General features: G+C 43.6%; 24 protein-coding genes. 6 read left to right on the top strand and 18 right to left on the bottom strand.

What is annotated here, in order from left to right; translation table 11 throughout:
* Window positions 1-8: 8 nt before the first annotated feature.
* From R8269_RS02190 to R8269_RS02175, 4 genes are all read right to left on the bottom strand, one after another.
* Complete coding sequence (locus tag R8269_RS02190) at window positions 9-902, bottom strand: branched-chain amino acid ABC transporter permease (protein WP_005373295.1); 894 nt, start codon at window positions 900-902, stop codon at window positions 9-11.
* On the bottom strand, window positions 902-2,854 hold the full coding sequence (locus tag R8269_RS02185) for a long-chain fatty acid--CoA ligase (protein WP_005373296.1): 1,953 nt from the start codon (window positions 2,852-2,854) through the stop codon (window positions 902-904). Before R8269_RS02185 ends, R8269_RS02190 begins: the two co-directional genes overlap by 1 nt.
* Window positions 2,854-3,654, bottom strand: a complete 801-nt coding sequence (locus R8269_RS02180; protein ID WP_005373297.1) for an ABC transporter ATP-binding protein — start codon at window positions 3,652-3,654, stop codon at window positions 2,854-2,856. The genes R8269_RS02185 and R8269_RS02180 overlap by 1 nt, the downstream gene beginning before the upstream one ends.
* A 242-nt stretch (window positions 3,655-3,896) precedes the next feature.
* Complete coding sequence (locus R8269_RS02175; protein WP_318222438.1) at window positions 3,897-5,534, bottom strand: electron transfer flavoprotein-ubiquinone oxidoreductase; 1,638 nt, start codon at window positions 5,532-5,534, stop codon at window positions 3,897-3,899.
* A gap of 155 nt (window positions 5,535-5,689) precedes the next feature.
* Here R8269_RS02175 and R8269_RS02170 point away from each other — a divergent pair, with 155 nt between their 5' ends.
* The 3 genes from R8269_RS02170 (at window position 5,690) to R8269_RS02160 (ending at window position 9,484) form a co-directional block, all read left to right on the top strand.
* Entirely contained in the window at window positions 5,690-6,442 is a 753-nt protein-coding gene (locus R8269_RS02170; protein ID WP_042523555.1) for an electron transfer flavoprotein subunit beta/FixA family protein, read from the top strand.
* The gene (locus tag R8269_RS02165; RefSeq protein WP_005373301.1) at window positions 6,439-7,365 is read left to right on the top strand and encodes an electron transfer flavoprotein subunit alpha/FixB family protein; all 927 of its coding nucleotides are present in this window, start codon (window positions 6,439-6,441) and stop codon (window positions 7,363-7,365) included. The genes R8269_RS02170 and R8269_RS02165 overlap by 4 nt, the downstream gene beginning before the upstream one ends.
* 88 nt (window positions 7,366-7,453) lie before the next feature.
* Complete coding sequence (locus tag R8269_RS02160; RefSeq protein WP_053304705.1) at window positions 7,454-9,484, top strand: acetoacetate--CoA ligase; 2,031 nt, start codon at window positions 7,454-7,456, stop codon at window positions 9,482-9,484.
* A 176-nt stretch (window positions 9,485-9,660) separates the two neighbouring features.
* Here R8269_RS02160 and R8269_RS02155 read toward each other — a convergent pair whose 3' ends face one another.
* Window positions 9,661-11,211, bottom strand: a complete 1,551-nt coding sequence (locus tag R8269_RS02155) for an alpha-glucoside-specific PTS transporter subunit IIBC (protein ID WP_215810345.1) — start codon at window positions 11,209-11,211, stop codon at window positions 9,661-9,663.
* A 55-nt stretch (window positions 11,212-11,266) separates the two neighbouring features.
* Window positions 11,267-12,595 (bottom strand): 6-phospho-alpha-glucosidase, encoded by a 1,329-nt coding sequence (locus R8269_RS02150; RefSeq protein WP_005373308.1) that lies wholly within the window; start codon window positions 12,593-12,595, stop codon window positions 11,267-11,269.
* A gap of 180 nt (window positions 12,596-12,775) precedes the next feature.
* Between R8269_RS02150 and R8269_RS02145 the strand changes: the two genes are divergently transcribed.
* Window positions 12,776-13,483, top strand: a complete 708-nt coding sequence (locus R8269_RS02145; RefSeq protein WP_182015876.1) for a GntR family transcriptional regulator — start codon at window positions 12,776-12,778, stop codon at window positions 13,481-13,483.
* A gap of 19 nt (window positions 13,484-13,502) precedes the next feature.
* On the opposite strand, the gene mnhG is transcribed toward R8269_RS02145, so the two are convergent.
* The 9 genes from mnhG to R8269_RS02100 form a co-directional block, all read right to left on the bottom strand.
* Window positions 13,503-13,796: a monovalent cation/H(+) antiporter subunit G gene (gene mnhG / locus R8269_RS02140; protein WP_005373314.1), complete on the bottom strand. Its 294-nt coding sequence runs from the start codon at window positions 13,794-13,796 to the stop codon at window positions 13,503-13,505.
* A complete protein-coding gene (locus tag R8269_RS02135) occupies window positions 13,796-14,074 on the bottom strand; it encodes a cation:proton antiporter (protein WP_005373317.1) in 279 nt (92 codons plus the stop codon). Before R8269_RS02135 ends, mnhG begins: the two co-directional genes overlap by 1 nt.
* The gene (locus tag R8269_RS02130) at window positions 14,067-14,543 is read right to left on the bottom strand and encodes a Na+/H+ antiporter subunit E (protein ID WP_005373320.1); all 477 of its coding nucleotides are present in this window, start codon (window positions 14,541-14,543) and stop codon (window positions 14,067-14,069) included. The genes R8269_RS02135 and R8269_RS02130 overlap by 8 nt, the downstream gene beginning before the upstream one ends.
* Window positions 14,540-16,036, bottom strand: a complete 1,497-nt coding sequence (locus R8269_RS02125; RefSeq protein ID WP_053349220.1) for a Na+/H+ antiporter subunit D — start codon at window positions 16,034-16,036, stop codon at window positions 14,540-14,542. Before R8269_RS02125 ends, R8269_RS02130 begins: the two co-directional genes overlap by 4 nt.
* Window positions 16,033-16,386, bottom strand: a complete 354-nt coding sequence (locus R8269_RS02120; protein ID WP_017633704.1) for a Na+/H+ antiporter subunit C — start codon at window positions 16,384-16,386, stop codon at window positions 16,033-16,035. Before R8269_RS02120 ends, R8269_RS02125 begins: the two co-directional genes overlap by 4 nt.
* Complete coding sequence (gene mbhE, locus R8269_RS02115; RefSeq protein ID WP_215810343.1) at window positions 16,386-19,055, bottom strand: hydrogen gas-evolving membrane-bound hydrogenase subunit E; 2,670 nt, start codon at window positions 19,053-19,055, stop codon at window positions 16,386-16,388. The genes R8269_RS02120 and mbhE overlap by 1 nt, the downstream gene beginning before the upstream one ends.
* Window positions 19,056-19,219: 164 nt before the next feature.
* A complete protein-coding gene (locus R8269_RS02110) occupies window positions 19,220-19,411 on the bottom strand; it encodes a hypothetical protein (protein ID WP_005373328.1) in 192 nt (63 codons plus the stop codon).
* A 109-nt stretch (window positions 19,412-19,520) separates the two neighbouring features.
* On the bottom strand, window positions 19,521-20,456 hold the full coding sequence (locus tag R8269_RS02105; RefSeq protein WP_005373330.1) for a universal stress protein: 936 nt from the start codon (window positions 20,454-20,456) through the stop codon (window positions 19,521-19,523).
* Window positions 20,457-20,849: 393 nt separating this feature from the next.
* Window positions 20,850-21,569: an SDR family oxidoreductase gene (locus R8269_RS02100; RefSeq protein WP_005373333.1), complete on the bottom strand. Its 720-nt coding sequence runs from the start codon at window positions 21,567-21,569 to the stop codon at window positions 20,850-20,852.
* A 135-nt stretch (window positions 21,570-21,704) separates the two neighbouring features.
* On the opposite strand from R8269_RS02100, the gene R8269_RS02095 reads away from it, so the two are divergent.
* Window positions 21,705-22,613, top strand: coding sequence for a LysR family transcriptional regulator (locus tag R8269_RS02095; RefSeq protein WP_005373334.1), 909 nt, complete (start codon window positions 21,705-21,707; stop codon window positions 22,611-22,613).
* A gap of 90 nt (window positions 22,614-22,703) precedes the next feature.
* On the opposite strand, the gene R8269_RS02090 is transcribed toward R8269_RS02095, so the two are convergent.
* Window positions 22,704-23,477 (bottom strand): AraC family transcriptional regulator, encoded by a 774-nt coding sequence (locus R8269_RS02090; protein ID WP_017820362.1) that lies wholly within the window; start codon window positions 23,475-23,477, stop codon window positions 22,704-22,706.
* 99 nt (window positions 23,478-23,576) lie between these two features.
* Here R8269_RS02090 and R8269_RS02085 point away from each other — a divergent pair, with 99 nt between their 5' ends.
* On the top strand, window positions 23,577-24,713 hold the full coding sequence (locus R8269_RS02085; RefSeq protein ID WP_215810342.1) for a multidrug effflux MFS transporter: 1,137 nt from the start codon (window positions 23,577-23,579) through the stop codon (window positions 24,711-24,713).
* A 114-nt stretch (window positions 24,714-24,827) separates the two neighbouring features.
* Here the strand turns inward: R8269_RS02085 and R8269_RS02080 are convergent, their stop codons facing one another.
* The gene (locus R8269_RS02080) at window positions 24,828-25,238 is read right to left on the bottom strand and encodes a hypothetical protein (protein WP_054577796.1); all 411 of its coding nucleotides are present in this window, start codon (window positions 25,236-25,238) and stop codon (window positions 24,828-24,830) included.
* Between the two features lie 203 nt (window positions 25,239-25,441).
* Window positions 25,442-25,945: a hypothetical protein gene (locus R8269_RS02075; protein WP_225491566.1), complete on the bottom strand. Its 504-nt coding sequence runs from the start codon at window positions 25,943-25,945 to the stop codon at window positions 25,442-25,444.
* Between the last annotated feature and the right edge of the window lie 20 nt (window positions 25,946-25,965).

Below are 25,965 nucleotides of genomic sequence, written 5' to 3'. Positions count from 1 at the left end.
ATTTCTCCTTAAATACGCTCAATATCTTTGGTACCAAACAGGCCATATGGCTTGAAGGCAAGAATGATTAACAGCACATAGAATGGTGCGATGTTGTACAGGTTACCCACTTGCAGGTATTGGCTATCAAAAAACTCAGCCAAGTTTTCTAGCACCCCGATGGTAATACCACCGACAATTGCGCCGACCACCGAATCTAAGCCACCTAAAATAACGGCTGGGAAAACTTTGATACCAATAATGGATAGCGCGTCAGATACGCCGTTAACGATACCGATAACAATCCCTGCTGTTGCAGATACCATTGCCGAAATGGCCCAACTGATGGCGAACACTTTCTTGATGGAAATGCCAAGACTCTGGGCTACTTGCTGGTTGAATGCCGTTGCGCGCATTGCCAGACCCATTTTGCTGAATTTGAAGAACCAGTAGAACGCGCCCATGATGAGCATTGAGAAGATCAAGCTCAGAATGTAAGCAAACTCAACATTCAAACCTCCGATATTCACCACGTTGGTTTCGAACACTTGCGGGTACGACACAGCCGAGACACCGAATATCCACTTCATCAGCGCTTGGAAAAACATCGATAGACCAATGGTCACCATGATCACAGAGATAATCGGTTCACCAATCAACGGTCTGAGCACAATGGTTTGCACGGCGATACCAAAAATCATCATGAACGCGAGCGTGAGTAAAAAGCCAATAAAAAACGGTAACTGTAGGTGCACCAATGCCGCCCAACATACCCATGCGCCAATCAACAGGAACTCACCCTGAGCAAAGTTGACCACCTGGGTCGATTTGTAAATCAATACAAAGCACATGGCGACAACGCCATACAACATGCCAACGATCACGCCATTAATGACGAGTTGCAGTAATAAATCCGTATTCACTATGCGATCCTCCGTTGTTCGCTATCCACTAGTGTTGGCTCATGCTCAATAAGCGTTTCAATAACTAGCGACGTTTGAATGCGTGTTTTGGTGCCATCTTGATAAGTGATCACTGTATCGACATCGACTTTTGGATCGTCGCTGTAGATGGTTTCGATGATGTCTCCGTATTTCTCTGCAACCACACCACGGCGTACTTTACGTGTGCGAGTTAGCTCTCCATCGTCGGCATCCAGCTCTTTGTAAAGTAGAATGAATTTGCTGATCTTCTGTGCATCCGGTAGGGATTCGTTCACTTTTTGAACTTCTTCACGAATCGCTTGGTACACTTCTGGTTGAGCAGATAAGTTGGTGTAGTTGGTAAATGCCAAGCCGCGTTGCTCTGCCCACTTCGCGACGATCGCATAGCGAATACAGATGATGGCAGACAGCCAAGGTCGACCTTTACCTACCACCACGGCTTCTGCAATAAACGGCGAGAACTTGAGTTTGTTTTCGATAAACTGTGGCGAATAACGGTCGCCATGGCTGGTTTCCGACATATCTTTCAGACGATCAATCACCACCAAGTGACCGGAATCTTTAAAATAGCCCGCATCGCCTGTGTGCATCCAACCATCTTGAACATCTTCATCATATGCTGCTTGGTTGTTTAAGTAGCCAGTAAACATGCCTGTACTTTTCGCGATGATTTCACCAACGCCATTGCTGTCCGGGTTGATGACTTTCACTTCTGCATTATCAAACGCAACACCAACGGAATCGTAATCCACATCATCCGCTTGGTGCACGGTGTATGCGCCACACATTTCGGTCTGACCATAAAGCTGCTTAAGTGGCACACCAATAGCTTGTAGGTAACGGAAAGTATCCGGTCCCATCGCCGCACCGCCGGTTGCCGCAGATGTCAGGTTCGAAAACCCTAAACGGTCACGCAGAGCACGCAGAAGAATCCATTCAGCCAACTTAGAGCGTTTACCCTGCTCCAGCGCTTTGTTGGCTAAGCTCATGCCCAGTTTGTACATCTTTTGCTTAAACGGTGTCGAATCCATCATTCGTGCAGACACGTCTGCCACAATGTTTTCCCACACACGTGGCGCTAACAGCACAAAGTTTGGACCGATTTCACGCAAGTCGGACATCATGGTTTCTTGTTCTTCCACAAAGTTAACGATTTGACGAGAAATCAACGCCTGACCAACCACGTAAACCTGCTCCATAATCCAAGGCAAAGGCAGAACAGAAACGTAGTTGTCGCCTGGGGAACGAGGGTCTGCACGCAAGTAAGCCGCACAGTGATCCAAGAACGTGCCACTGTGTAGCTGAGCCAATTTTGGTTTAGAAGTCGTACCCGACGTAGTACAAAGAATTGAAAGATCGCTGCCTTTGGTTTCAACAACCATATTGAGATATTTGTCTGGGTCCGCTTTATCAATCAGCTGACCTTTTTTGTAGACCTGTTCAACATCAATTAATCTTGGATCATCGTATTTACGCATTCCACGAGGATCGCAGTAAATAATGTATTCAACGCTAGGAATTTCATCACCAAGCTCAAGCAGCTTGTCGCATTGCTCTTCATCTTCGGCAATCACGACTTTTGCTTTTGCATAGTTGATAAGGTACGCCACCTCTTCGTGCATAGAATCTTGATAGATGCCCAGCGAGAAACCTTTGATCGCATGTGCCGCTAACTCGCCCCATACCCATTCAGGGCGGTTATCACCTAGCAAACCAACGACATCTTGCTCACCAATACCCAAATCTCGTAGTGCCAGTGCCATCCACTTGACGCGGTTTTCATAATCCTTCCAAGTGAACTCTCGCCATATACCAAACTCCTTTTCACGCATTGCGACTTGTTCGGGCCAGTTCTTGGCATTGTGTTGCAACACTTTTGGAAAGGTATCTAAGCGGGTTATATCTGCCCAATCATTATGTTGCTGTGCCATTATGCACTCTCCTCTAATGTCGGTAACTCTTCGCCTAAGTACGCTTGTTTCACATGTGGGTTGGCCATCACTTCTTCAGGCTCACCCGTAGCAATGTGTTTACCGAAATCCAAAACCAAAACGCGATTAGAGATGTCCATGACCACGCCCATGTCGTGCTCAATCATGATGATCGTGATATCTAATTCTTCATTCAGATCCATGATGTAACGTGCCATGTCTTCCTTTTCTTCCAAGTTCATACCTGCCATTGGTTCATCAAGCAGCAATAACTTAGGTTTTAAGGCAATGGCACGAGCAAGCTCTACACGCTTACGTAAGCCGTAAGATAGCGTGCCTGCAGTCGCTTTTCGGATGTGCTGGATTTCTAGAAAATCGATCACGTCTTCCACATATTTGCGGTGCGCCATCTCTTCTTTCTGCGCATTGGAGAACCAATAGAGTGGCCCCGTGACGAAGTTATTTTTCAGTAGGTGGTGTCGGCCAACCATGATGTTGTCCAGTACCGACATATGAGAAAAGAGCGCTAAGTTTTGGAAGGTTCTTCCCAGCCCTAACTCAGCTCGTTGGCTTGGTGTACGTTTAGTTACGTCATCTCCAGCGAAGATTACAGAGCCTTTGTTTGGTGTGTATCGACCAGAGATGCAATTGAGCATTGAGGTTTTACCTGCACCGTTTGGACCAATGATTGAAAAAATTTCCTTTTCATTCACATGGAAGCTCACGTCAGTTAAAGCTTTCACCCCACCAAAAGCCAATGAAATATCGTTTACCTGCAACAGAGGCGATTCCGATACCATAGTTGATCTCCCTTTCGTTATTTTAAGTGCGTTCCATTGAGCACTATTTGATCAAACCTAACTTTGATACTGGTAACCGCTTTTACACCTATGCATCAACTTTGTATTCAGTTTACGTAAACGTCAATTTAAAATCAGAATAGTGCCTGAAAGATTAAGTTGCAATCGAGTTCATCGAGAAAGATTTGAACTAACGCAAACTTTAAGTAAATAAATTGTTAATAAAAATTATTCTCAAACGCTTACATATTTGGATAGTTCGGACCACCACCACCTTCTGGCGGAGTCCAGGTAATATTTTGACTTGGATCTTTGATGTCGCAGGTCTTACAGTGGATACAGTTGGCCGCATTTATTTGCAGCTCTGGCTGCTCCTCCCCCTGTACGATTTCATAAACGCCAGCCGGGCAATAGCGCTGTGCTGGCTCTGCATATAACTCAAGATTCTGCTCGATGGGAATGCGCTGGTTCGCCAAACGTAAGTGGCACGGCTGATCTTCCTCATGGAAGATATTGGATAGATAAACAGAAGAAAGGCGATCGAAACTTAACACACCGTCAGGCTTCGGATAGACAATTTCATTGCTGTTTTCCGCCAATAACAGAGACTGATGATCAGGCTTATCACAGCGGATATGCCACTTAGCTTTACCTTTTAACACGTTATGTTCCAGCAGCGCTAAACCACCGCCCAGCCACGATCCAAAGCGGTGGATTCCACTTGAGAAGTTACGTGCTTGATAAAGCTCTTCATACAGCCAAGACTGTTTGAAATGCTTTTGATAATCAGCAGTAACTGACTGACTCTCAAGGGCTTCACATACTGCTTCAGCGGCAAGCATTCCAGATTTTATTGCGGTGTGTGTGCCTTTGATTTTAGCGCCGTTAAGTGTTCCTGCATCACAGCCAATTAACAAGCCACCAGCAAACTGCTGCGTGGGAAGCGAATGAAAGCCGCCCTTGGTAATCGCTCTCGCGCCATAGCTAATACGCTTCCCATTTTTGAGGTATTGCTCAATCAACGGGTGGTGTTTAAAACGTTGAAACTCATCAAATGGACTCAAGTGCGGATTCTTATAATTCAAGTCAACAATCAACCCGACGGCAACTTGGTTTCCCTCTAAATGGTAGAGATAACTGCCACCTGTAGCTTCATTTGATAACGGCCAACCTAATCCGTGCACTACTAAACCTTGCTGATGCTGCTCTGATGGGATTTCCCACAGCTCTTTAAAACCGATAGCGTAGTGTTGAGGCGTTTTCTCTTCAGCAAGATTAAATCGGTTAATCAACTGCTTACCAATATGCCCCCGTGCGCCTTCAGCAAATAAAGTAAACTTCGCTCGCAGTTCAATACCAGGTTCGAAATTTCCTTTTTGTTCACCATTTTTATCTAATCCCATATCGCCCGTGATCACGCCACAAACACGACTATCTTCATCGATGATCGCTTGACTGGCGGTAAAACCTGGGTAGACCTCCACCCCCAAGTTCTCAGCCTGCAACGCCATCCATCGGCATAGACTGCCCAAACTTATGATGTAATTACCTTTGTTATGTAACGTATTAGGCACCGCCCAAGACGGCAGTTCATGACCATTGATGTCATTGCCTAGATAGTAGGTTTTATCTTGGTTTACTTTGGTATTGAGCGGAGCGCCTTTCTCTTCCCAGTCGGGAAAAAGCTCATCCAAACTCCGCGTTTCAAACACCGCACCCGATAAAATATGCGCTCCAACTTCAGAACCTTTTTCTACCACGCAAACAGAGAGGTCTTGTTTTTTTTCTGCTGCTAATTGTTTGATTCGGCATGCCGCAGACAAACCTGCGGGACCAGCGCCTACAATCAGAACATCAAATTCCATGCAGTCTCTTTCCATGATTGCATTCCTTTTTCTTTGCATGTTGCCAATTTGTTAATCAACAATATATTTAAAGTTGACGCAAACGTAAAGGTAAATTAACATCATTTTAAAGACGTCATCACATCGTCTTCACTGTAAACACATAGTCTTCACTGTAAAAGGAATCTAACGTGAAAATACTAGTGCCAATCAAAAGGGTCATTGATCCCTACGTTAAAGTTCGCGTGAAAGCGGACCATAGCGATGTTGAAACCAATAACGTCAAGATGACGATTAATCCATTTTGCGAAATAGCCGTTGAAGAAGCCGTACGACTAAAGGAGCAAGGTATTGCAGATGAAGTCATCGTTGTCAGTGCTGGCGGTAGCCAGTGTCAGGAGCAACTACGTACCGCGCTTGCATTAGGCGCCGATCGCGCTATTCATGTCGATACTGAAGACAAAATAGAGCCATTAGTTGTTGCTAAGCTGCTCAAAGCTCTAGTTGAGCAAGAACAAGCACAGCTTGTGATTACGGGTAAACAATCCATTGATACGGACAACAACCAAGTGGCTCAGATGCTGGCCGCCCTACTTGACTGGCCTCAAGCAACTTTCGCTTCCGACGTGAAGATTGAAGATCAAAAAGTTCAGGTCGTGAGAGAAGTGGACGGCGGCTTGATGACGGTCGCGATGAACTTACCTGCGGTGATCAGTACTGACTTACGCCTGAATGAACCGCGTTTTGCCTCTTTGCCTAATATCATGAAAGCTAAGCGCAAGCCGTTAGATACCATCACACCTGACAGTCTGGGTGTTGAAGTGGTATTTAGCCAAACCATTCAAGAAATCACACCGCCAGCGCAAAGAAAAGGTGGCATCAAGGTTGAATCTGTCTCAGAGCTTCTCGATAAGCTGCGTAACGAAGCGAAGGTGATTTCATGAAGAACCTAATCATAGCAGAGCATGACAATAACCAATTGCATGCGGACACACTCAAAGTGGTTAATGCAGCAAAACAAGTCAGCCAAGACAATGTTTTGATCGTAGTGGGCCACCAGTGTGAAGAAGTCGCTCAACAAGCTTGTCGCGTTGATGGTATATCAAACGTAATTTGTGTCGATGATGAGCAACTTAAGCATCAATTTGCCGAGAGTATCGCACCTATTGTAGTGAGTGTTGCTGAAGGTTTTGACGCAATCTGGGCTAGCTCATCATCAAAAGGGAAAGATCTTGCACCGCGAGTAGCAGCGAAGTTCGGCGTTGGGCAAATTTCCGATATTGTCCAAGTTATCGATGAAAACACTTTTATCCGCCCTATTTACGCAGGAAACGCATTTGCCAAAGTGACCACCAGCGACAAGGTTCGCGTCATCACCGTGCGCGCGTCTGCGTTTGAGCCGGTTACTTGTCACAACCAAGCTGATATTAAGCATCAGCAGGTCACTATCTCAGCTCCAATGGTTGAATTGGTTTCTGTCGATAAAACCGTGTCAGAACGTCCTGAATTAAGCGCGGCAGAGGTGGTTGTGTCAGGTGGACGCGGGGTCGGTAGCAAAGAGAACTTCGCGTTGATCGAACAAGTTGCCGATAAACTAGGTGCTGCCATTGGCGCTTCTCGCGCGGCGGTTGATGCCGGGTTTGTTGCCAACGACTTACAAGTGGGTCAAACCGGTAAAATCGTTGCACCTAAGCTTTATATAGCGGTTGGGATTTCCGGTGCCATCCAGCATCTTGCAGGAATGAAGGAATCCAAAGTGATTGTCGCGATCAACAAAGATCCAGAATCTCCTATCTTTGAAGTTGCCGACTATGGATTGGTTGGTGATTTATTTGAGGTACTACCTCAGCTTGCCGAACAACTTTAAACGATCAGATAAGGGGCGAACACTGCTATGTTCGCCCCTTTATTTTGTTTTTTGGTCATATTCAAAAGAATTGAAATTAGAGGGACCTATGCCAAATTCTGCACCTATTTGGTCACCATCTGCTGAGCGCGTCAGCAATAGCAACTTATTACGGTTCATCGAAAAGGTTAATAAAGACAAAGCCGAAGGTACCGTAATCAACAATTACACGTCTCTACACCAGTGGTCCATTGAGCACAATGATGAATTTTGGCGACATACTTGGCAGTTTTGCAACGTAATCGGAGATATGGGTTCGCAAATCAAGAGCCTTGGCAGTCCCAAATGGACACAAACAGGTTCTAATCATCACCATGTAAATAGAGACACAGTATGGTTTGCTGACGCCACGCTGAACTACGCAGAGAACCTCCTATCTCAGGCTGAACAATCACCAGAGCGCGAGTTTATTGTTTTTAGCAATGAAAGCGGTGAACACCGACAACTCACCGGTAAACAGTTGCTTGAACAAGTTTCCGCCATTCAACAATGGCTACTCAATTGTGGTGTCGGTAAAGGCGATGTCGTTGCGGGTTATTTGCCCTACCTTCCTGAAACCGTTATTGCCATGCTGGCCACCACCAGTCTTGGTGCCATTTGGACTTCAACCTCTCCTGATTTTGGTATCGATAGCGTCGTAGAGCGTTTTGGTCAGGTCAAACCGAAAGTTCTTTTTTGCTGTGATGGCTACCAGTTCGGAGGCAAAGCTTTCGATATGACGGACAAGAACACCACTCTTAGTAGTAAGTTAAGCAGTGCCTCCGAAGAGACTACTATTAGCGTATGCCAAATCGAATATTTACAAAACGCTGAGAGTGCTAGCACTTCTGAGTTTGTTTCTTGGTCCGATATTACTCACCACTTTTCTCCACAATCAATTCAATATCAACCAACGCTGTTTAATGACCCGTTATTCATTTTGTATTCTTCTGGTACAACAGGTCAACCTAAGTGTATTGTCCATTCCGCAGGCGGTACCTTGCTCAATCACCTCAAAGAACATCAACTGCATTGCGACATCAAATCGCAAGACAAGGTTTTCTACTACACAACATGTGGTTGGATGATGTGGAACTGGCATGTTTCCGCTCTTGCGAGTGGAGCAACCTTAGTGATTTACGACGGTAGTCCGGTTTATCCTGATCACTCCGTCTTATGGCGATTAGCAGAAGAACATAACGTGTCGCTGTTTGGTACTTCAGCGAAATACTTAGAGGCACTGGAACATGCGAACTGCTCTCCAAAACTAGAACATAACTTGAAGTCACTCAAAACTCTGTGCTCAACTGGTTCGGTGCTTTACCCAGAACAATTTAATTATGTCTATCAGCACATCAAGCAGGACTTGCATCTCGCTTCTATTGCTGGCGGCACAGATATTTGCGGATGCTTTGTACTTGGAAACCCAATCTCACCAGTTTACAAAGGTGAATGCCAAGGCGCAGGGCTGGGAATCGACGCACGTGTTCTAGAGGATGATGGACATACTATTACGCAAAAACGTGGCGAACTGACTTGTAATAACTCACTACCTAACTTCCCTATTGGTTTCTGGAACGACAACGGCGAACGTTATCACAACGCTTATTGGAGCAAGTTTACCGATATCTGGCACCATGGCGACGATGTGATGCAAACCGAACATGACGGCTTTATTTTTTATGGCCGTAGTGACGCAACCTTAAATCCAGGCGGCGTACGAATCGGTACCGCTGAAATCTATCAACAAGTGAACGCGTTACCCGAGGTTGAAGACTCCATCGCTGTCGGCAAGTTAAACCAGCAGTCTGAAGAAATCTGGTTACTAGTAAAACTCGCTCACAACGTCGAGTTAACCCAACAACTCACCGATTCAATTCGCCAAACATTGAAAACAAAATGTTCACCGCGCCATGTCCCACGACAAATTTTTGCTATCAGTGATATTCCTAAAACGCGCTCAGGCAAATTGGTTGAGCTAGCAGTGAAACAATTGGTAAACGGACAAGCTGTAAAAAACATTGGTGCTATTGCTAACCCAGAAGTGCTGGAAGAAATTAAAACGCTGTTCAACATAGAAAGTGGTGCCACTGTCACTTAGAGACTCAACAAGTCTTCCAACAATACAGACGGGTATAACCTAACTATATTTTAGCTCGCTCGATAACTCCTCCCCACTTTCGTGGAAACTGAGCGAAATATGCTTCATGTACACAAAAAAGGTGAGATAATTCTATCTCACCTTTGAGCCATATGAGCGGGAGCATTAGTTGGGGGTTAAGCTTTTATCAGTTGGCTCATATCTTCGCGAACTTGTGGCACCGTTAAACCAACGATGATTTGAAGGCTCTCTTGATTTCTAACAATATTCACCGCTCCGTGCTGTGTGAAAAATGCGTTCTCCTTTACAAGAGAGACATCTTTAACTTTAACACGCAGACGCGTCGCGCAATTAGTTAACAATTCAATGTTTTCTTTTCCACCCAAACCTTCAATAAAGGCACTAGCTTGTGACGGACTTGCGCTACTGTTATGGACCTCTTTCGCTTCTTTGTAGTCAGCTTTTGAATACAACTTACTATCTGCACCTTCACGTCCCGGAGTAAGTATGTTGTATTTTAAAATAAGCGCGCGAAACGTAACAAAGTAAACACCAGTAAACATGAGACCAATAATAATCTGAATCACGTATGTTCCCGCATGGTTACCAGCCAAAGGCAACCAGTTTTGGAAAATGAAGTCTATCAAGCCAGTCTGAAAGTTACCGGAAACACCAAACATAAAGGCGATCGTTGCCATTGTCGCAGATAACAACGCATGCAAAGCAAACAGCGCAGGTGCGATAAATAAGAATGTAAACTCTATTGGTTCGGTGATCCCTGTAAGAATTGCTGTGATTGCGGCTCCGAGCACTAACCCCATCACCATCTTTTTATTTTCTTTTTTCGCAACTGAATAGAGTGCTAGTGCGATACCCGTACAACCAAACACTTTACCCATTCCCGTCAACATCAAACCACCCTGAGGAAATTGTGTCGTTAAACTTTCCGAGCTCTGGGCGAATGTCTGTATATTTTGAATCCAATAGGCAACCGTTCCGCCATCGACTGCAACTGGCCCATAAAAAACGGGACCATATACGAAATGATGCAACCCCGTTGGTATCATGATTCGCTCTAAAAACGTAAATAGCCATACCCCTAACGATCCAGCAGAAACCAAAAATGATTGCAGATTATTAATACCATGCTGAATACTTGGCCAAGTCAAACAAGTTAGAATTGCCATCACGACCATAATTGGGAAGCTAATGATCACAACCAATGGCGTTCCGCCAAATACAGCCGCCCAATCCGGTAGCTTTTTATCAAAGAATCGGTTGTGAACCCAAACAGAGAGACTTGCAATTAAAATCGCACCTAGCAAGTTGGTATCAAGCGTTAGAATGCCACCAACTTCAGTCAAACCTCGCTCACCTTCCGTATAGTTAACTCCCAGTTCTGGCCCCCAAAATTGAAGGATTCCACCAATAACGTAGTTATACGTAATGTAGGAAACAAGTGTTGCAAGTACAGCGCGACCAGATGCTTTTTTAGCTAAAGCGATAGGTAACCCAACGGCAAAAATAAGTGCCATATTTTTAAATACAGCGAGTGATGCCTGTAAAATGATCGTCGAGACTTTAACCCAAGCACTCCCCTCTAGTGCCCAAGGAAACACTTCTTGATTTAACAGCACAACAGAGAAACCCAATAACATGCCCGCTGCTGGAAATAATAGAACGGGTACAAACATCGCGGCTCCGAACCTTTGAATAATGTCTTTCATATAAACCTCTTGTTTCATTCACGGAGCCTACAAGTAGGCCCCGAACGTCCAGTTGTTATTGAAAAAATTGAGGAAGGTAGGCTTTATTTTCTTCTAGTAATTGTTTTGTTATTTCTTTAGCTTTTGGCACATTAACCACGGTACGGTTAAGTGTGAGTGCATTAATCAGCTTTTGCTGACTTCCTTCGTACCAAGCATCCACGACTAATTTCTCGTAACCAAGTTGGCTCTCAATCATGGCTTTTTGGAAGGTTGGGATTTTTCCTACAGTAAAAGCTTTCGGTCCATCACTAGTTAGCGCAGCTGGAACTTCTACCATGGCGTCATTTTGTAAATTTGTAATAGCACCATTATTCGGTACGATGACGAGATACACATCGCTCAAGTTGTAGGCTAGCGAAGCCGCGACTCTCACCATGTATCGACCATGGATATCGGCATGCAGTGTTTCGTGCTTCGTGGTGCCCGCTTCAATTATTCTTGCGTTCAATTCAAACACTCGTTTCTCACGGCCGTTAATTACCTGCCTTGCGCGAGTATTATTGATATCCTCTTTCGCTACCATTTTTTCAGGGTACAAATAGTATTGAAGATACGTATTCGGCAAAAACTCTGGATTATCAGCAAGCATTGTTCTCATGTTTTTGAATGTGGCTTGCCACGATGGGTCATCCGCTATTTCCGCATCAACCGCACTGATCCCTTCTTTTAGGATGATATTTTTAATTTTATCCGTTAAGTCTTCACCCTGTTTATTACGAATTTTGGTAAACCAGCCATAGTGATTAAGCCCAAAATATTCAGGAACAAAGTCCCAAATTTCACACCCTAACAATTGCGCATAGCTGACCATAATCGCTGCTGGCATATCACAAATATTTAGAATTCGCTTATCATGCGGAAATTCACGATTTAAAGCTTCAGCGACAATTGCCGCCGGGTTGGTGTAATTAAGAATCCACGCATCTGGACACGTTTGTCGGATCTCGTTCACTAGCTGGATCATATCGCCGATAGAGCGAAGTCCATATGCCATTCCTCCCGCGCCACATGTCTCTTGCCCAACACAAGAGTTGGATAGCGGGATTTGTTCATCGCGCTCGCGCATGGCCAACCCACCAGTGCGGATCTGGATAAAGAAAAAGTCCGAATCTGCGAATGCGACAGATTTATCCGTTGTATAAACAAACTCTTCAACTTCTGGATAGTGTTCTCGCAATAGAATTTCAGTAGCTAATGCATTCGATTCTTGGCGTTTCTCATCTATGTCGTAAAACACGACTTTTGCGAGTGGAAAGTTATCTTTTTCGGCAATAAGGCTGTTCATCATACCAAGTGTGTATGTACTGCCAGCACCAACAATCGTTAATTTTTGACGTTTCATTTCGCTACCTCAAATGTTTATCCTGCAAATGTATAAAATAAGTATTAATACTTTTATGATACATTTAAAGTGTAAGCACATAGATACGAGATAAAAATCACACAAAGATCCTAAGGAAAAGTATTAACTACATCTCAGATCACATTCTTGCTATCATGATCCAAGACTTAGCGAGGTATTATGAAACCCAAATACATAGACATTGCGGAACGATTAGAAAAAAAGATCAAAGATGGGGAACTACAACCTAAATCGATGCTTCCAAAAGAGAGTGATTTGCAAGAAGAGTTTTCCGTAAGCCGCGTAACCATCAGAAAAAGCTTACAAATTCTGGTCGACAATAATTTAATTAGTCGGACAAGAGGTAGTGGAACTTATGTAAACGATCTAAAAGCCCAACATGATGCCTTACATTTGCTGGGTTTTATCGAGGAAGTCAGTAAACAAGGGAAAACACCTAGCTCTCAAGTCATAAAGTTCGAACTTAAAAAGCCGAATGAGCAGGTTGCTAAGCAGTTAAATCTCTCGCCCAATGATGATACATATGAAATACATAGACTTAGGTGTATTAATGATGAGCCTGAAATTTACGAAGTCACTCATATGCCAGCAATGTTATTTCCAGACTTGAGCATAGCCATAATGAATGGTTCTAAATATGAGTACATTGAAAATAGCAAAAGATTGAAAATTGCGAAAAGCTGTCAGTCTGTCAAACCGTATTTGTTAGATGCAGAGACGGCCTCATACCTGAATGAAACAGAAGCTTCCCCTATTCTAAAAGTTGAGTCCACTGGTTACCTAGAAGATGGTCGTGCATTTGAATATACCGTCAATTACTTCCGACTTCATCAATACAGCTTCGAGTTTATTTCAACTAGGGCGTAGTACTATTCGACGCTAATGGTTAATCATTGCGCCAAATCTTATATCCGACCTCTCGCATTGCTCTGCCGAGCAGGTGGGAGGCGACTGGCGCAGTGAGAACGATAAACAACATCGTACCGATAACCCGAGAGATCACGGTAACTTCAGGGAGTGAGAAAGCGACCGCTAATAACAAGCAGCTCACTCCAACAGTTCCAGCTTTGGTCGCTGCATGCATTCGGGTATACAAATCAGGAAGCCTCAGGACACCTAGACTTGCAACCAAGGTCAACAATGTTCCTAAGCATAAAAATAGTCCAATCAACACGTCCATTATTCTTTCTCCTTTCTTTTAACGATCAAACGTGCAAATGCGATCGTGCCGAGAAATGCGACCAAACCTAATGTAATGGCGATGTCTAACAGAGCGTCCTCACCGCTGTCTAAGGTGTAGACCGTAATAAATCCGATAGTGATAAATGAAATCAGATCTAACGCCACAACTCGATCAGCTAGCGTTGGTCCTAGAATTAAACGAGCAAAAGCCATAACAAAGCTGAGTAGTAGTCCAGAATAGGCAAAAGTGACCGTTATTTGCAGCCAACTATCCACGCGTCACCTCCAAAATTCGATGCTCTAACCCATCTTTAATTCCGCGAATAACCTCTTCATGTTCAGGTGCAAACATGGCATGAACGATAAGATACTTTTTATCAGCCGTAACATCCAAACTAAGCGTACCCGGTGTTAAAGAAACCATGTTCGCCAGTAATGTGATTTCTAGGTCAGAATCGACCTCCAGAGGGACATAAACGATATCAGGCTGACTCAAATGAGTAGGTGTCACGACGTCCCACACCACTTTCGCAACCGATATAACCATTTCATAAGCGAAGTACACCAATAACTTCAATGCAGATGCAAAACGTTGAAAATAGCTCGTTTTCAATCCAAATGGTTGACTCAACCTTAAAGCAAAAAAGCCGACCGTAAATCCGACAACAAAATTCAGACTCGAATAGCTGCCATTAAGCATCATCCACGCTAACGCTAAGAAAAAATTGAGGAATAGATAGATCATGCATTTCCTCCTAACACCACTCTGATGTATTCAGTCGGATTTAACAGTTGTTCTGCAGCTTGAACGGAAAATTGATAAAAAGGCTCCGCCACTAAGCCAATGATTAGCGTCAACGTTGTCAATACAATAATTGGAACGCAGTACAACCAATGTACTTTGGCCTGCAGAGTCTGTTCTGGCTTCTCTCTAAATGGCTTTTTCCAAAATGCCTCACTCCAAATTTTCGTCATCGAGTAGACAGTAAGCAACCCCACCAATAACGCGGTACCTGCTAACCAGTAATACTCAGCCTGTATGCTCGACTTGATGACCAATAGCTTTCCCCAGAAACCCGATAGCGGTGGGAAACCGGCCAGAGAAAACGCAGGGACAAGAAACAAGAACGCTAACCAAGGCATAGCTTTGTATACCCCACCCAAATGTTCAAGTTGACTAGAGCCATATTTGCGCTCGATGAATCCACCTATTAAGAACAAATTCGCTTTTACAATGATGTGATGAACAATGTAGAAAATGGCACCGGCTAAAGCTAAGGGAGTGTAAATAGCCAACCCCATGATCATATAGCCTATTTGGCTAATAATATGAAAAGAAAGAATTTTCTTAATGTCGAATTGGCTAGCCGCTCCTAAAACGCCCGTTAACATGGTTAGCCCTGCGACCCAAATTAACGTCGGTTGCCAACCACTCTCGGCGAGCGGAAATACCAAGGTAAAGACTCTTATCAACGCGTATACACCGACTTTAGTAAGCAACGCGGCAAACAGTGCCACCACACCGCTTGGTAACGTGTGATAAGAAGCTGGCAACCAAGCAAATAAAGGAAAGAGTGCCGCTTTAATAGAAAAGGCAAACAAAAATAGCGCGGACAGCATCATGTTGATGCTCAATTCATTTTCCCCTACTTTGGTGTAGAGATCGGCCAAGTTCAAGGTGCCCGTTGCTCCATACAATAAACCGATAGCAAGCAAAAATACCAGCGTCGAAATCAGGTTCAACATCACGTACTTTACTGCACCATCAACTTGAGTTTTCGTTGCATCTAACACCATTAAACCAAATGATGAAATGAGCATGACCTCAAACCAAACATACAGATTAAAAATATCTCCAGTCAGGAAAGCACCATAAACGCCAGCAAGCAACACGTGCATTAACGCATGGTAATTGCTATAGGAGGGCTTTCGGTGAAGGTCCGCCATCGCGTAGAAAACACATATCGCACCAATCACCGCCGTGATCATCACCATAGCAACGCTGAGGTAATCTGCGACAAACACGATACCAAATGGCGCACTCCACTGACCAAAAGCAACGGCTTGAATACCATTACTTATGATGTTTTCTGTGAGAAAGCCCGCAACGAAAAGGTTCGAAATCGCACTTACACCGCTCAACCACTCAACACTTTTTGTTGAGCGACGGACGAAGAAGATAGTCAACGCCGTACTCAGCGAGAGAACAACCGGTAACGTAAGCAAAATCGAACTCATTGACCCTCCTCAGAACGTTGCATTTCATCGACGTTTGCAGTTCCAGTGTCTTTATAAGCTCGATAGAACAGCATTAAAGCAAAAATAAGTAGTCCAAAACCGATGACTATCGCAGTTAAGATAAGCGCTTGAGGTAAAGGATTTGCCGCGCTATCTGGTGGTAAAAGAGCATTATCGCCAATCAATGGCGGCTCTCCGGGCGTCAGCCTTCCAGCGGTAAAAATAGCAAGGTTAACCGCACTACTGAGTAACATGATGCCGAACAAAAGGCGCAAGATATGCTTTTCAAGCATTAAATAAACACCTGCTGCGACAAATACTCCAACGACAACACTCCAGACTATTTCCATCACTCTAGCTCCTCATTAATACGAAGCAGCATACCCATCACGCCACCTATAACGGCAAGGTAAACACCAACATCAAAAACCAATGGCGTCCCTAGTGGTATCACGTCTTTCCACCACAGTCCGGTCAAAAACGGTTTATCAAACGCAAAGCTCAAAGCACCAGAAACTAAGCTCAATGCGATGCCAGATAACGCAATGAGAAACGGTTTGAAATACAACCTAGAACGAACGTATTTCGGTGATTCCGCGAACATGAGAAGTGATAAACCAATAACGGCAATCAACGCACCAATAAAGCCACCACCCGGTTCGTTATGACCACGTAACAACAGATACACTGAAAATACGAGCATGAGTGCCGAAACAATGTGTGCCGTGGTTGCAAAAATTAATGATTGGATACGATTTTGCTTTTTCGCTCTTGTCTTAAGCAAACTCACTGCAGCAATCCCTGCAATAACAACGACAACAACTTCTCCCAATGTATCAAATGCGCGAAAGTCGACCAGAATAACGTTAACAATGTTTCGCCCATGTCCACCCGGGACACTGTTTTCTGCAAAGAAATCTGACACCGAAGAGTCCATCGGCTGAGACGTGATTCCTAACAAAAGTAAAGTAACCGAAACACCTATCACACCTGCTATGCAAATATTCGCTACTTTACGTTTTATTGAATGCTTAGGCACGGTGGTTAGACGTGGCATATGACGCATTAACAATGCAAGAAAGACCACCATTAATGTTTCCACTAACAGTAAAGTCTTCGCAACGTCCGGGGCGCTATAAATCATAAAAACAAGCGTGGTCATGAAGCCAATCATACCAAGCGCAGAAATCGCAAGAAGTCTTGCGTGGGACAACGTACATACGAGCGCAGCACCAATCAACAATAAGGCAATACCAATCTCATAGAAAGTGACACTTGAAAGTTCGCCAACAAAAGGCAGAGGAATAAGCGCTACCTGACTCAGTAACGCAACGGCAAGTACCGTGAAAAATAATAGGACATAGCGACTCAATTTCTTTTGCTGTAACCGCGCCGTTTGCCACTTCGCCACTGTCATCATGCCATCTAATAGTCGTTCAAAAATATTCTCCGCTTTGGGGACGAATAGATGTAGCCGCTGAAAAAATGCAGACACAGTAGGATAAACACGGTACACCACATACCCCAACGCTAGCGTAATAACGCTTAACACTAACGGTACATTCACGCCATGCCATAGTGATGTCTCTTTAAGAGTTGCTGTGGGCAGAATGTCAGTAGAGCCCGGAAAAATAATATTGCGATCTAACCAATTCAAACCGAATAACGGAACTAGGAGGCTGCCAACTGCCAAGAGCAAAGGCGAGATCCACATGGCTTTTTTTGTCTCAACTGGCTTAGTTTCAATCGGCACGAGATCACGGCGAGCAAAGAATGGTCTCGCAATAAGCATAATGGTTAGCGCGACCATCAGTATATTCACGATTAAAAGTACAAAGGCGATCCAGTTATTGAGCTCTACTGCGGACTTGTACATGTATTCTTTGCTCAAAAAGCCTAACAACGGCGGGAACCCCGCTTTAGACAATGCAGCCAAACTCCCCGCAACCATGCTGATGACGAGAACTGACTTCAGGCCGTACAATTGATCAATATCTCGTGTTCCTGTCGCTTTGTCGATATTACCCACCACCATAAACAGCGCAGCTTTATAGAAAGAGTGAGCGAGAATAAACATCAATACTGCACTAACGGCCAAATCTGTGCCCATACCTAGTAATAATGTTAATTTACCCAAAGCAACATTCGTGCTGTAGGCTAGCATCAGCTTCAAGTCAGTTTGTTTTAATGCGACAAATGTGCACCAAATGGCCGTGATACTCCCAGTGATGACTAAAGCATAAAACCAGATCTCGCTGTGGGCATAAACTGGCGATAAACGTGCTAATAGGTAAATGCCTGCCTTTACCATTGTTGCCGAGTGTAAATACGCACTGACCGGAGTGGGAGCTGCCATCGCGTTAGGTAGCCAAAAATGAAACGGGAATTGCGCAGATTTAGTAAATGCACCGAGTAGTATGAGTACTAGAGATGGGATAAACCATTCATGCTGCGCAATAGTGTCTGCCTGCTCGATAATGGTATTTAACTCATAACTCCCTGCCATTGCTCCCAGCAAGATAAGACCAGCTAGCAACGCTAGTCCACCAGCACCAGTAACAATCAGCGACTGCAAGGCGTTTTTCCGAGACGTTTTATTTTCGTGATTAAACCCGATCAGTAAATAAGAAGTGATGGTGGTGAGTTCCCAGAAAACAAATAACAACAGAATGTTATCGCTCATCACAATCCCTAGCATGGCAAGCATGAATAGGGTTAGATACAAATGAAAGGAAAACCGGCTATCACTTTCTCGTAAATAAGCCAAAGCGTAGATTTGAATCAGTGCGCCAATCCCACTGATCAGTCCCGCAAAAAGAAATGAAAGACCATCTAATCTAAAGCTAAGGTTGATATCGAGGCTTGGTATCCATTCCGCATTCCAGCTCACGCCTGCAGGAGTATAGATATAGAAGAGAAAAGAGAAGATTAAAACTGGCAGCGCAGGGAAAATCAGTAAGACCAACTGATTATCTAGGTTTTTCGGCAGGTTTTCTTTACCCGTTATGTTATTCAACATCGCAGCCCATTCGTTATTATAAGAAGGTACGCCCTATTCGGCGCAAATGACAAACTCCACTGTATTGTTTTAACCCAAGCGCTTCAAAAACGATCATGAAACCAAGGGAAAAGTAGCAAACAGTAATCACTGAGTGCTACTTAGAGGAACGCCTATACAAACCGCTATTTGCTGTCTGCTACGGCATAAGAACGTAGGTCACTACTTACGTGTTCTTGGCTGAATGTATATGGATTATCGTCATCAGCTAACTCGAATGCATCGTAGGTGCAGTCACCGATATCATTTCTCGGACAAACATAAACATTCGAACGTTCTATCATTTCTGTGTGGCATTTCGGGCATAGGTTTTTCATGTCACTCTCCTCTGATAACTTATTGATACATTGATAATTCCATGTTCTAGAGATCCATCTCCCTCCTTTACCTAAAACATCACTTAAACCCAACTTTGTTACACCCCAATTACTGAATCGGTGAGACAAAGCCATCGGGCTTAAGAGCGACCAAACTACAGTTAATCGATTGCAAAATATTTTCAGCCGTATTACCAATGACATAGCCAGATATACCAGTTCTCGCTAAGGTTCCCATTACCAGCACGTCTACCTCAATACTCTCTACGTAATCTGGAATCTTTTCGTCGGGTTTTCCATGCAGGTGGTGAATCACAATTTCACCTGTAATCCCAGACTCCTCCAACAGCTGTTGCAGAGCTTGTTTATGATCGGCTTTTGCTTTGTCGAGTTCATGTTTCAACTCAGCATCATCGACTTGAATCCAAGCGTTACCATTAAGGTAGTTTTCTAAGTAATACTCCCAGCAAGAAATCACGTGTAAACGACTATCGCAGGTGTCGGCTATCGAACGCGATAATTCGAGTAAACGCACGGCTAATGAGTGCTGTTCATCGCTTGCCGTTAATGGGTCGATAGCCACAGCAACACGGCGCTTATCTCTTGGCTTATCAATTGGTCGGTGCAACCAAAGCGGACAAGGGCATTTTCGTAACAGAGTCATATCAATAGCTTTGAAACCCTCAGCACCTTCACCGAGCGGTTCAGCTTCTTTGATGATGAGATCTTTGTTATCAGCTAATGCTTCTTGAATAATACAGACAGCGGGCTTTTCACTGCTTTTCACAGTAAGAGGAAATGCGAGATCCTCTTCAGAGAGTCCCAGCTTCTGTCTGTATTCGTGAATACTTTGTTTGAGGGAGTCTTGCAGCGATTGCTCATAACTTTGCTGATACTGGATCATGTCTGTTGGGAAATCAGGACACGCTATTAGCCCTGAGACAGGCACTTTGTTGCTAGATGCAATCCTCATCGCTTGTTCGAGGGCGTCACTATGGCCTGGCAATCCTTGTGTTGCAAAAAGTATGTTTGCGAATCGTTTCATACACACCTCCTTGTTTGGTTAAATATTAACCATCCACAAAGTATAATACCTAACGGATAATTGTAACGGCTTGTGACGTTGATGAAATAAATTCTCATTAAGAGACGGATATTGCTTCATTTTGTTTTACGTCACACTCTCCTTTCTTCACAACTATCGCCTTCGACCTAAATAAATTCCGCTACCTAAAATTGAGACCAAATAAAAACCCAAATTACTCAAAGTTTTTTCTCACCTTGAGTAACTTGGGTATAAGCAATAACACACTTAGTGTCCGGATTTAAATGGATGACCTAAATTTTCACGCAACTTAGTTTAAAGATGCCATCTCAATCACGAATCGATATGCAAAGTTTTACGGCTTTAGTGACCTAAAATCGCCGTAACTCAATGTTAAGGTTGTTGTTTTGTCGGTGCCAAAGCAATTTCACGAACACATACACCTTGCGGTTGCTGATAAGCAAACAGCACTGCTCGTGCAATGTCGTCTGCTGCCAACACGCCGCCCATATCCACCTTCCAGGCGTCATAACCATCTTTAATATCTTGAGACGTTGTATGTGAAAGTAATTCCGTTTCCACTGCACCAGGTGCAATCGTCGTAACGCGAACATTCGATGACGCAACTTCTTCACGTACGTTTTCAGAAATAGCATGAACCGCAAATTTGGTACCGCAATAAGCAGCATGATCAGGGAATGTTTTCTTGCCCGCGATAGAGCTGATGTTAATGATCGTACCACTGTTACGTGCTTTCATAGGTGCTAGGACGGACTGCATGCCATTGAGCAAACCAATTACGTTCACATCAAACATGCGCTTCCACTCCGATGCTTCCTGAGTATCTATCTGACCGAGAAGCATAACGCCTGCGTTATTTACAAGTGCATCTACCGGACCATACAACGCTTCAGCTTTCTCAATTGCAGCCTCAAAAGAAGCTTTGTCGGTCACATCTACCTTTTCACAAAGCGTATTTGGTAAGTTTAATGCTTCCAAACGTTCTACACGTCTTGCTAACAAAAGAAGAGCATGGCCCTGTTCACTGAAGTGACGTGCAATCGCTTCACCAATGCCTGAACTAGCGCCTGTAATAACAATTAACTTTTTCATTTTGAATCCTTAATCGAACGGTTTACATCAGTGGCGGTAAGTTTAAGAAAACTTTGTTTGTTGATATATACCGACCTAGTTGAAACACTGTTGTTATACTGCAACAATACTTTTTTGAATTATGAAGAAATCATCATGCAAACACACATCAACCTTGCGGATATTCGCTCTTTCGTCCTAATCGCTCAACTAGGAAACTTCACGAAAGCAGCAGAGCAACTTGGCGTTTCTCGCTCACACGTTTCACGTCAAATAACAAATCTGGAGCAACAGATTGGTGTCACTTTGCTACAAAGGACCACTCGAACACTGAACCTCACCGAAGCAGGCAAGGTTCTGTATAAACAGTGTGAAACTGCCCTTCACAATATTGATCAAGCTGTTATGGCAGTGGTTGATGATGTAGAAGACTTAAGAGGTGACATTCGTATCAACTGTGTGGGGGGCTATTTAGGAGAAGACGTTGTCGCAGATATCGTTGCTCAGTTTCTAATCCAACACCCACAAGTGAGCATTAACTTAGATTTTAGTAGCCATCGTGTCGATTTAATCGCGGATGAATTCGATATCGCTTTTCGAATGGGAAAGTTAGACGACTCCAACTTTATCGCTCGCAAACTGATCGATGTGGAAATGGGGACATACGCAAGCCCAAACTATTTAGAAACATATGGCTATCCTTCGCATCCAAAGGACTTAGAAAAACACGTTTGTTTGACAGGTAGTGTGACACGGTGGGCATTTGAGAACACGAATACAAAGCAGTCAACGGAACACCAGATACGTGGACAGTTACGATGTAAGAGTGGCAGAGTAATGATAAAAGCAGCCTTGGCGGGAAATGGCATCATCCGTGTGCCAGCACTTTATTGTCAACAAGAACTCCAGACAGGCAAGCTAAAAGAAGTGTTTACCAATTGGAGCATTCCGAGTGTGGAATTTTCACTCCTTTATCATCACGACCGACATCAACCAAAACGCATCCGAGCCTTTGTTGATTTTACCACGCAATACTTTCGCAAACTGCAGAGTAAAGACAAGTAACCTGCACGTTGGTACCTGTCTATGTATGCTTTATAGGCTGAGCCTGTGAACCTGGGGGTTGTTCTAGAAAGAGTGTGAGCATTTTGACTCTTAAGGCTTGGTTTTCATAAACGTCAGAGGTGTTTGTCCAGTTTGCTTTTTGAAAAATGCAATAAATGCACTGTCTGACGAAAACTCCAGCCAATCGGCAACTGCGCTGACTGGCATGCCCGTTGATAACAATTCAACTGCTTTTAAAAGCCTCCACTGTTGCCGCCAATCTTGATAATTCATACCCGTTTCCGACTTAAATAATCGTGTTACCGTCTTGGTGCTTGCCCCAACTTTGCTTGCAAGAGTAGTAAGCGAAGGAGCTAGAAATGAAGGTTCAACCAACTCTCGACGAAACGTTGTTAAGCGCCGATGCGATGGCAAAGGCAACTGAAACGAATAACGTTTCGCAGCATAAAACTCCTCCCAAAAAAGCGCCGTCGTATTTACCATCTCGCTGCTAGGCTTATCCCACTCCCAAAATGACATTTTATCAATAAGAGCTTGGAGTAAATTATTCACTTCTATCATCGCGATCTTACTCGGACAGGCAAACTCCTCACAATCAAAATACAAAGATCGATACGCCACCACATTCGTCATTAGTGCACGATGCGGCGTATTAGGTGGGATCCAAACCGCCTTTGTCGGTGGCAAAATACAAATCGAGTCTTCCAGAGCAAAACTCATACAACCTTGAGGTGCGTACAATAACTGCCCTTTCTTGTGCATATGCATACCTGAGTCGTGCTTGCCAATATCCGCAGCAATTCCCACTACATAATTAGTAATCTTGTCTGCATCAAATTGTGTTTTTTCGTTAATAAGCGCCATTTTGTCCGAATATTGATGTATTTGGTTTTTATGTTGTTATTAGATCAATCATAGCCTCATTTATACTGCCCGCCAACTTCATTAACGATGGGTAACAATATGAATACTAAGCCCTCTTTATGGCTCATGCTGGTTATGTTGATGTTTCCGCAAATTGTAGAAACCATCTATAGCCCAGCGTTGAGCTCAATCGCTCTATCATTTGATGTAAACCACGCACAAGCAGCCCAAACATTGTCGATTTACTTCCTAGCTTTTGCCATTGGCGTTGTAGTTTGGGGAGTTCTCGCAGATAAACTGGGAAGAAGGCCCACCATGCTTATTGGGCTCTTTATCTATGGTTGCGCATCTTTACTCGCAACTCAAACCGAAAGCTTTGCTGTTGTCATGGCCGCGCGAGCCCTAAGCGCATTTGGTATCGCGGTAGGATCCGTTGTCACACAGACCATGCTTCGTGACGCGTTTGACGGTCAAGAACTGAGTAAAGTCTTCAGCTTAATGGGGATGGGTATATCAATCAGCCCGGTAGTTGGCATGCTATTAGGCGGGCAGCTTACAGCGCTTGGTGGATACCGTTATGTATTTTTTGCCTTGTTTTTAATCGCGTTAGTATTGTTCGCTTATAACGTTATTAAGCTTCCTGAAACACAGAAGGAACAGACACCAGTACGGTTGCATCAACTTAGCTGGAAAATGGTAAGAGACGCGCGAATTTGGCGCTCAGGATTACTGCTTGCTTTGTATAACATTGCTCTATTTTCTTATTACCAGCTTGGCGCATTTACTTTCTCAGCACTTGGGTATAACTCCGAACAATTTGGATACAGTGGCATGGTACTGGGGTTAGGCACTCTGCTTGGGAGTTATTTAAACAAATCCCTAGTGTCCAAAAATGTTCAAAAAAGCCAGCTACTTTGGTTCTCAGCAATATTGATTAGCGTTGGATCAGTCGGTGTGTTGATTCTGAACCAATCAATCTGGTTTGTTGCTCCAATGGTGTTAGTCGTCATGTCTTACGGGATTGCGATACCCAACATACTCAGTGATGCACTCGTTAATTATAAACAACAGGTTGGCAGCGCAGGCGCTTTATTTGGGCTCATGTACTACATCATGATCGGGACGGGATTAGCGATGGCTGGAACAGTACAAAACTTAGGTGTCGTTCTATTATCATGTAGCTGTTTAGCGATTTTATTAGCGTTTTCTAAAAGGCAAGTTCATACCAACTTGTGACCAGATACTACGCATTGCTTGCCTAATCTTCCGAAGATTGGTCTACATCTTTTCTAACGGTTAACTAAAACGTAAATAAAAAGCGCCTGTCGGCGCTTTAATTATCCATAGATCTTATTGCCATGTTGGCTCACCGTACTCTTCACAACGTTGCTTGTCGTAATTTTCAATGCGCCCGCGTTTACCTACAAACTGAACCTGAACAACCATTCCAGCTTCAACATATTCACTGAAATAATCGCAAGAAACACGAAAACTAGTATCGCGTATAACAATTGGTACCCATTCATAGCCGCCACTGCGTGGTAAGTAAGACTTGAAGGTAATGACCCCGTCATCTGAAACGTTGATTTCTTCATCATATTCATTCAACTTATAAAAACGTTGTCCATCAAACTCTGCCTTTGCTTTTTCAATTATTTCCTTCGTTGCTGTCGATTGCATCGGCGTATTTGAGACCAGTTGACACCCAACAACAGATGTCAATACGGACAAAGCCAAAGCGAGTTTAGTTATTTTATTCATTTACCTAACCACTGTATAATTATTCAACACTTACCATTTTAAAAGGAGGGAGACCATACTTTATTTTAAAGAAAATAAAAAGCGCCTTTCGGCGCTTTTTATCTGAACATTTCTTATCCAAACGTCTCGAGTAGATTTTCTAGAAAAGCTAACTTTTTATTACAATGAATTTTATTTAGGCTCTCACCGGAATCTATTGCTATTTAACCCCAAGCTTCAAAGTCATTAGGCTTTACGTGTTTTATTTTTAATCTAACGTTGGGATCCAGAGCTGTTTCAGTTCCCAATTCACAGTAGTACTCAACAGCATTTTCATCTTCAATCATGTCAACGAAGCTAGCAACGACACTCAACCGTCCACCACCTCTAGTCAATGAAAAGTACGCATTCTTGTTTTCATTTACTTCAAATTTCAAAGGAATGAATTCAGGTTCTTCAAGAGAAATATCTATCCATTTATAGTTATCTAAACTCTTCCCCTTTCGTGGGGCATAAACTGTTTTCAACCCATTTTCGTCAACAACGAAGTACATCGAATTCTCAGCTTGATTAAAGCAAGCTTTCAAACTGCCACCTTTATTTTCTAAATCACACGTAAATATGACAGAATTTTGGTTGCAGCTTGCACTTACAAAATTTGAAAACGACACAATAAATGAAAACCCGACCATCACAATTGATTTATAAATTTCATTGAATTTAAGCATTTCAACTACATTAAAAATAA

The sequence above is a fragment of the Vibrio sp. Vb0667 genome, assembly GCF_033391095.1.
Note: the sequence above shows the minus strand (reverse complement) of the source record. Positions and strands in the feature narration are given on the sequence as shown.

Excerpts from the sequence above, each read along its gene's own strand:
- R8269_RS02175 (WP_318222438.1), bottom strand. The coding sequence starts at position 5,534 with ATGGAAAGAGACTGCATGGAATTTGATGTTCTGATTGTAGGCGCTGGT.
- R8269_RS02080 (WP_054577796.1), bottom strand. The coding sequence starts at position 25,238 with ATGAATAAAATAACTAAACTCGCTTTGGCTTTGTCCGTATTGACATCT.
- R8269_RS02160 (WP_053304705.1), top strand. The coding sequence starts at position 7,454 with ATGCCAAATTCTGCACCTATTTGGTCACCATCTGCTGAGCGCGTCAGC.
- R8269_RS02130 (WP_005373320.1), bottom strand. The coding sequence starts at position 14,543 with ATGATCTATCTATTCCTCAATTTTTTCTTAGCGTTAGCGTGGATGATG.
- R8269_RS02155 (WP_215810345.1), bottom strand. The coding sequence starts at position 11,211 with ATGAAAGACATTATTCAAAGGTTCGGAGCCGCGATGTTTGTACCCGTT.
- R8269_RS02075 (WP_225491566.1), bottom strand. The coding sequence starts at position 25,945 with ATGCTTAAATTCAATGAAATTTATAAATCAATTGTGATGGTCGGGTTT.
- R8269_RS02150 (WP_005373308.1), bottom strand. The coding sequence starts at position 12,595 with ATGAAACGTCAAAAATTAACGATTGTTGGTGCTGGCAGTACATACACA.
- mbhE (WP_215810343.1), bottom strand. The coding sequence starts at position 19,055 with ATGTTGAATAACATAACGGGTAAAGAAAACCTGCCGAAAAACCTAGAT.
- R8269_RS02090 (WP_017820362.1), bottom strand. The coding sequence starts at position 23,477 with ATGGCGCTTATTAACGAAAAAACACAATTTGATGCAGACAAGATTACT.
- R8269_RS02085 (WP_215810342.1), top strand. The coding sequence starts at position 23,577 with ATGAATACTAAGCCCTCTTTATGGCTCATGCTGGTTATGTTGATGTTT.
- R8269_RS02145 (WP_182015876.1), top strand. The coding sequence starts at position 12,776 with ATGAAACCCAAATACATAGACATTGCGGAACGATTAGAAAAAAAGATC.
- R8269_RS02125 (WP_053349220.1), bottom strand. The coding sequence starts at position 16,036 with ATGAGTTCGATTTTGCTTACGTTACCGGTTGTTCTCTCGCTGAGTACG.
- R8269_RS02095 (WP_005373334.1), top strand. The coding sequence starts at position 21,705 with ATGCAAACACACATCAACCTTGCGGATATTCGCTCTTTCGTCCTAATC.
- R8269_RS02185 (WP_005373296.1), bottom strand. The coding sequence starts at position 2,854 with ATGGCACAGCAACATAATGATTGGGCAGATATAACCCGCTTAGATACC.
- R8269_RS02120 (WP_017633704.1), bottom strand. The coding sequence starts at position 16,386 with ATGGAAATAGTCTGGAGTGTTGTCGTTGGAGTATTTGTCGCAGCAGGT.
- R8269_RS02100 (WP_005373333.1), bottom strand. The coding sequence starts at position 21,569 with ATGAAAAAGTTAATTGTTATTACAGGCGCTAGTTCAGGCATTGGTGAA.
- R8269_RS02105 (WP_005373330.1), bottom strand. The coding sequence starts at position 20,456 with ATGAAACGATTCGCAAACATACTTTTTGCAACACAAGGATTGCCAGGC.
- mnhG (WP_005373314.1), bottom strand. The coding sequence starts at position 13,796 with ATGGACGTGTTGATTGGACTATTTTTATGCTTAGGAACATTGTTGACC.
- R8269_RS02180 (WP_005373297.1), bottom strand. The coding sequence starts at position 3,654 with ATGGTATCGGAATCGCCTCTGTTGCAGGTAAACGATATTTCATTGGCT.
- R8269_RS02110 (WP_005373328.1), bottom strand. The coding sequence starts at position 19,411 with ATGAAAAACCTATGCCCGAAATGCCACACAGAAATGATAGAACGTTCG.
- R8269_RS02165 (WP_005373301.1), top strand. The coding sequence starts at position 6,439 with ATGAAGAACCTAATCATAGCAGAGCATGACAATAACCAATTGCATGCG.